General features: G+C 48.9%; 6 protein-coding genes and 1 pseudogene. 1 reads left to right on the top strand and 6 read right to left on the bottom strand.

Annotated features, from left to right (window positions below; translation table 11 throughout):
• Positions 1-100 (top strand): annotated as a pseudogene (locus ABR397_RS25490) (IS982 family transposase); the annotation flags it as partial.
• A 319-nt stretch (positions 101-419) separates the two neighbouring features.
• Here ABR397_RS25490 and dinQ read toward each other — a convergent pair.
• The 6 genes from dinQ to ABR397_RS19160 form a co-directional block, all read right to left on the bottom strand.
• Positions 420-491 carry a damage-inducible type I toxin DinQ gene (gene dinQ, locus ABR397_RS19185; RefSeq protein WP_369293964.1) on the bottom strand — a complete coding sequence of 24 codons (72 nt, stop codon included), beginning with the start codon at positions 489-491 and terminating at the stop codon, positions 420-422.
• 466 nt (positions 492-957) lie between these two features.
• Entirely contained in the window at positions 958-2,607 is a 1,650-nt protein-coding gene (locus tag ABR397_RS19180; RefSeq protein ID WP_350307129.1) for a hypothetical protein, read from the bottom strand.
• Complete coding sequence (locus ABR397_RS19175; protein WP_350307128.1) at positions 2,607-3,143, bottom strand: baseplate complex protein; 537 nt, start codon at positions 3,141-3,143, stop codon at positions 2,607-2,609. Before ABR397_RS19175 ends, ABR397_RS19180 begins: the two co-directional genes overlap by 1 nt.
• A complete protein-coding gene (locus tag ABR397_RS19170; RefSeq protein ID WP_350307127.1) occupies positions 3,115-3,843 on the bottom strand; it encodes a hypothetical protein in 729 nt (242 codons plus the stop codon). The genes ABR397_RS19175 and ABR397_RS19170 overlap by 29 nt, the downstream gene beginning before the upstream one ends.
• Positions 3,843-4,463, bottom strand: a complete 621-nt coding sequence (locus ABR397_RS19165) for a tail fiber assembly protein (RefSeq protein WP_350307126.1) — start codon at positions 4,461-4,463, stop codon at positions 3,843-3,845. The genes ABR397_RS19170 and ABR397_RS19165 overlap by 1 nt, the downstream gene beginning before the upstream one ends.
• On the bottom strand, positions 4,463-6,271 hold the full coding sequence (locus ABR397_RS19160; RefSeq protein ID WP_350307125.1) for a phage tail-collar fiber domain-containing protein: 1,809 nt from the start codon (positions 6,269-6,271) through the stop codon (positions 4,463-4,465). The genes ABR397_RS19165 and ABR397_RS19160 overlap by 1 nt, the downstream gene beginning before the upstream one ends.
• Positions 6,272-6,276 lie beyond the last annotated feature (5 nt).

Here is a 6,276-nt window from a genome sequence, read left to right as displayed (position 1 = left end):
ATTGGAAATCGTCGCTGGCCTAATTGCTTATACATTCCAACCTAAAAAACCGAGCTTGAATTTACGGGATTGTGATATAGCTATTTTTAAACGAAGCTGAGGTTAATTAATCAATAATGTGTTTCAGACCATCAGAACACGAACCCGTAGCGCTGATTGATACCGCATTTAAAAAGGCGTCCCAATGTGATTATGTGTATGACTCGCGGTAAACTACACTAATCTGTTGGCTATCCTCCCATACTACTGGAGCAATAACCACTTGAACACGGGTTCAAGTCCAGTCGGGATGACCAAATTTAAGCTTTTAGATTAGTATATTGAGCCACCTAAACAAGAGTGGCTTGCTTGATCAAAGGCGGTAAATGTTAAAGGCCACCGGGAGGTTCCCCCGATGGCCTTAGCTACGTTTCCGTTATCTATTTCAGAAATGCACGGATCAGCTCTAAAAGCGCGATTAACGCTTTAAGAACGATGATAGCAGTATCAATAAATGCTTTCACCCGGTTTGCTCCTGTTAGGAGCACGACTTAACCAGCCATTGCCTTTACGCTGCCTGTCCGGCTGGCTTCCATCAAGTCAGTTAAGGAATATCGCGCTCTGACCGAGGCACTGAAGCAGCACCACCTGTTCTTCAGCCAGGACTTACGAAAACTTGCGTCAGAGATACACAGGCCAGAACGCTACCCAAAACTAACAGCCGTTGATTATAGGTTTATTTTCAGATGATTCAATCAATTAAAATGGTGAGTTGGTAAAAACAAAAAAACCAACTGGTGAGGTTGGCTTTTTTGTTTTACCCATACAGGGCGCGGGCATCTTTTGTGCTATTACCGAGATTGGTAGCCTCAGTCCTAGCGCGATATTCCTTAACTGACATAACTAGTCTAATGCCTATAGCATAAAATATCAACCTAGGGTGCAGAGTAAAAAAACCTCACATAAATGGAATGATATTTACCCAATCACAGGCGAATACTTCTGTTTCAATCCATCGGATTTATAGGCCGTGTTCCTTATCACGCTGGCATTCTCCGGCGTGCCTGTGTTGTGGTGCGTATGGGCGGCAGTCTGTTCCGCCAGTGCTTTAACCACATCCAACGTCTCTAACATCAAGGTCATGACATTGATTTGCTGGCTGCCCACCCAAACCACGGGCGCGATGATTTCTTGCCTGGCACCGGCGATGCTCTGCTTAAGCAGACCCATCTTCTCTATCAGCTTTTGCCCGACTTCAATATTGGCCTCTTTCCCTACACTGGCAACGAAATTTGATGAGGTCACCACACTATAGTCACCGTCTGCAATTTGCCGGACAGCGCCCGCCAGTAGCGTAGACGTGCCCAAAACCGTGGTTTTATCCGTGGCCTGTATCGTGGTTTCCCGTGCGACTACGTTACGTGTTTCCGTATCTGCCCTGACTTCACGGTGCATGGACGATTCATTAATGGTCTGGTCAGTCTGACGAATCCAGTTCCCTTCCTGAGTTACCCTCTGCGAAACTTCCGCCCGCTGCTGCTGCAATTGTTCGCCTGGCTTGATATCGGGCAAGGTATTACCCTGACTTAATGTCTGCCGGATAAAGGGCTTATCCGGTCTGCCTGCCTCAAAGGCGATTTCAACCACCGTTCCGACTGGCGGATATTGGAACATACCCGATTCACTGCCCGCCATCGGCAAAGGCAGCGGAACCGAGTGGTAAACAGGAACAGCGGCATCCTGACCATCATCAGCCAATAATTGTACATCAACCGCATAGCGTGGCCGGAATGGGTCGGAGATATCGCCGCTGACCGTATTTTCAGGGTGTGCCTCGATGCGGGCAAATTTGGGTAAATGCAGCCCAGCCGATAATTCGGGGTAGGTGGCATCAATCTGACGCTGCATTGGCGTTCTGGTCTGCGACTGACCGGTCAGTTTGTTGACGGCTTCCCATGTAATGACCATGTTTTCATTGTTCAGATTGACCTTGTTCAACCGGTGCTGGTTGATCACCACGCCTGGGCGCAACGATGGGATCATGGGAATGGTCATCGCATTGCCCGCGGACTGACGCTGGCTAAATGCATTCGGAATATCGACCGGTTTCCCCGCAAACATCGAATGCGCCCCGCTGCCCACATAAACCGAACCATCCGGCAACTGATGCCAGAGATAATCTTCAATCGAAAAAACCTGCCCAAGATTAGCCAGCAACTGATAGCCGGTCCCATGATGAGTAAAATGCGGGATAGGTGTCTCCGTATAAGGGGCATCCGGCAATGTGAAGGTCAGTCCGCTGTGCTCCTGCAACCAGTCCACAATCTGGCTCAGTGTTGGATGCTGAAATGAACACGACCATAATCGATCAAACACACCGACCAGTTCACGCACAAAAAGACGCTGATAACCGTTTTGGGCTGGCTGTGAGCGTGCCACATAACCCGTAAACCAGCGCAACACTAAATCCGTGTAACCGACATCCAGCCGCACCAGTTTTCCGGTGTAGTCCGTTGTCGTCTCCGCCGTGATAAAGCCACGACCACAGGATGCCAGTTCCAGCATAATATTGGCGTCAACCAGGTGAATTTCATCACCAGAAAGATAGAGCCGGTTAATCGGTGTCATTATTTAGCAGGTCCTATTTTGTCATTAATCGGTTTCAATACTTTGCTTTCAAACCAGCTTAATTTTTCCGGCGCTTCTTTTGCGGCGGCTGCCCCTTGACCTGTTTGCTTTCTGGCCTGAATATTATCGGCAGCACGGGCATCACGTTTCTCAGCAACAGATAAATGTTCACGTAAAGTAAATGTGACCTGCCATGCCTGTTTACCGTCGATCTTACTGGCATCAATAGTATGGGTGAATGTCCCGATGCGAAAGTTGATAGCACCTGCGGTCAGGTTAGCGACACGATAACGTTTCAGACTTCCCTTATCTTTGGCCTCCGCCAGTGCAAACAGGCGTGACAGCGTTTTTTGCTCAGTAAACGGAATGATCCCCGTAACACGTAACTCCTTGGGCTTAATACCTTGCTCCGCTACGGCGGTACTGGATGACTGGCCGCTTTGGTCTGTGTCCTGAAATACCACCGACGGGGTTACGGTCAGACTTTTTAATGGTATGGCCTCGCCATCAAGGGCCAGTGTGATAATTTGGCTCATTGTGTAGCATCCTTTCTAATGCGCGAATATCGTCCCCGGCAAATAATGTCGCCAGCGTGTAAACAGCGTCCTGTTCAGGGATATCCTGACGCAGTTTTTCGTCCAGTAATGCGCCATTCCCTTTCCCTGAGAATGTCCAGACACGGGCCGATTTGTTCCTGACGCCATTCAGAGCGGCAGTAACTTGTTGTAAGGTGTTCTGTCTTACCGTCGTGAAGTTTGTTAATTGTGATTTCAATCCCGCAATGCTGCTGCCAGCGCTAACCTGTATTTTAGCCTGTGCAATCAATCGCGCATTCACGGACATGCGGCTGGTTGATGTTGAAAACGGTTGAAATGGAGGCAAACCGATGCCCGGTTTCCCAGGCAATTGCATTTTGGTGATCGCCAGACGTTCCGCTGTCTTTGTCATACGAGTGACCTGAGAAAATACCGGCAACGGCAACACTGCTGAAAATTGGGTTAAATGCTGGATAAATTCATTATGCGTCTTCGCGCAGATCATGAGTACCACGGCGCTCATGTTTCCCGTTCCCCGGATTTTATTTGCCAGATAATTGATGGCGTTTGCCGGACTCAGGTAGTGACCGCTGTCCGCTTTCTGCCCGATACCGTATACGAACGGATGGACGGGTAGTATCGAGCAATGCATCCCCGTCATATTCGGAGAGATGCGCATTATTTTCCGTTGCCAATTCATCACGCGGGTTGCTCAGGCCAGTTGATATCGGGGACAGTAGAAAGGTCCGCTCTGTTCACCCGCACACGATATTTTTTCCATTCCACGAGCGCTGATTTTTCGGCATCAGTGGCGATATCCAGATCAATGGCATCCTGTAAGGGTTTGATTGCCGCATCTGCCTGTTGCTGTAGCGCGATTTTTTGCTGTTCAGCCTGTTCAATTTGATGAGATTTTAGGGCTGATTTATCTGTGATCCATTGCTTATTCTCCCACTTATCAAAGGGGGTTTGGGGTGATTGCAGGGTGAGATTATCAGGCAATGCACCGATGGCGGCAATATTGATCGGCTGGCCTGTATCGGTTACATACGCCGTTTTACCCCGATAGTCAGGCACATGTCGCCAGGATTTTTCATCTACACGACGACAAATCGCAACATCATGCGTGTCAGGTAATTCAGGCGCATCCAGATACGCATTAGCCGCAACAGAAAAACCGCGTGACACGCGATCCATATCGGCCCCAATATATTCCCGTGTTTCAGGATGACAACGATAAACCGCAACCCATCCGCTAACAATAGCTAACCCATCCTCATCAAACCGGGCCATTTGAATATCTGCGCTGTATTTAGTCATTACTTTACCCTCGTAATATAAATCACTGATTTGTTGACAGGCCGGTTTTCATTTGCGGTAGGGACCACTCTCGACGCGTCAAATGTCCATGAAATCACCCCACCACCGGCACCGGCTGCGCGACCGCCTGCCTTATATTGGTAACTGAATGCACCAGAGGCGTTGCTCCCGCTCTCAATAGTAGGATTACCTAATGATCCCGTGATATTTCTGATCGCGTCCCCCTGAACACTCCCTAGCGAACGACCAGAATCCAGTCCCCGCCCTCTATCCAGACCACGCTTAAACAGCCCCCTATCATCGGGTAATTTCAGGTCGGGAAAAATTTTGGCAAGCTCAGGGTAATCTGCCGCCCGGAATGAGCGCCCCTCATTGGGTTCATATCCGGCGGGTATCGGCGCAGCCGCATGCCATTCGATAGTAGCGCCAATCGGGATACCTATCGTAATCTTTTGCTCTACGGCACCGTTAGAGTTGAGAAATCTAGTGTGCAACTGTGCATCGACATCAATCCAAATTTGCCCCGTGTCACCCCCTACACTGATGCTCACCCCTTTGGCCCATCCATTTTCCCGACCACAAGAAAATGGCCCTGAATAATGTCTGCCGGGTAGCTCAGTCATATAGGTAGTCTGGTGATAGGCACCAACATCACTCGCCATCAAACTGATATCAGACGATAGCGATTTCCCGTTAATTCTCCTGTCATTCGGTACAGCATTCATTGCCTGTTCGACAGTTTCCACTAAACCTATATTTTTGACAAATTCACTCTTATTGGGAATATCTGCGCCGTTCTGACTTTTAGCCAGGCGACTATTGGCGTTTTCTCTGACAACGGTTAATGCGGCATTAGTGGCATAGTCCCCTTTCGACTGTTTCCCATGCAGACCGCTTTCCAATGCCTGCTGAGTCACATATTCCCGTTTCACGCTATCAATCTCTTGATGAATAGCGGCAATATCACGGTCATTCAATGACCCTTTAATGCGCAAATCCAGCACATCACCGTGACCATCAATACCCGCAACCGCAAAGACATAATGCGGATACCCTGCCGCATCGATGTAGTTTTTAAGATCATTGGCGACGACGATATGAACAACGGTTTTCCACTGGCTGACCACATTGCCTTGATAGCTAAAATCCGCATAAACGCGGGTATCGCGCAGGCGGTTAAGTGTTTGGTCAAACGCCAACTCACCCCGCAACCCGCCGATATAAGCCAGCCCCTTTTTGACCGTGTACTGGTCACCACGACGAACCACGGAAAACCCATCACCGAAAAACGCCGCCTCACCGTAACTGTCAGTATTCATCAGACGCTGCATTTCATCGATGCCAGATAAACGGGCGGTAAAATCAATCTGCCAGGTTTCCGCCGTGGTCGTAATAGCGGCCTCTTTGGCTGCCCCTTCAAACTCCAGTAAAAAAGAGCGAGTCAGCACATTTCCCTGTAATCCGTTCGCGGTCTTAATTTTTTTCTGAGCTGGGGCATGGGTAATCATGCCAATAATGCCAGAAGCCTTATTTATCAGGCCAATCCAGTTAAAATCAAAATGACCGGCTTCCGTTCCCAATGTGACACTGTAGGCTACCGCATTTTCGCTAGCTAACCCTGTTTTGTTCACAGCCTGGCGATGCACAATATAACTTTCTGCGGGTAATTTCTCATCGCGATTAATGGCAAGAGCGGGATCTAAATCCGGCACATAAGCAAAAACAAACTCATCCAAAACCACGGGCTTTCCCGCCGCGGCCTGCTGCGCTTTCCATTTTTCAAAGTCTACTGTAATCACTGACGCCATATTAT

This window comes from Photorhabdus viridis (assembly GCF_040256935.1).
Classification (GTDB): domain Bacteria; phylum Pseudomonadota; class Gammaproteobacteria; order Enterobacterales; family Enterobacteriaceae; genus Photorhabdus; species Photorhabdus viridis.
This window is presented reverse-complemented; position numbering and strand designations above follow the sequence as displayed.

Coding starts and splice junctions, on each gene's coding strand:
- ABR397_RS19180 (WP_350307129.1), bottom strand. CDS start 2,607: ATGACACCGATTAACCGGCTCTATCTTTCTGGTGATGAAATTCACCTG.
- ABR397_RS19175 (WP_350307128.1), bottom strand. CDS start 3,143: ATGAGCCAAATTATCACACTGGCCCTTGATGGCGAGGCCATACCATTA.
- ABR397_RS19170 (WP_350307127.1), bottom strand. CDS start 3,843: ATGAATTGGCAACGGAAAATAATGCGCATCTCTCCGAATATGACGGGG.
- ABR397_RS19165 (WP_350307126.1), bottom strand. CDS start 4,463: ATGACTAAATACAGCGCAGATATTCAAATGGCCCGGTTTGATGAGGAT.
- ABR397_RS19160 (WP_350307125.1), bottom strand. CDS start 6,271: ATGGCGTCAGTGATTACAGTAGACTTTGAAAAATGGAAAGCGCAGCAG.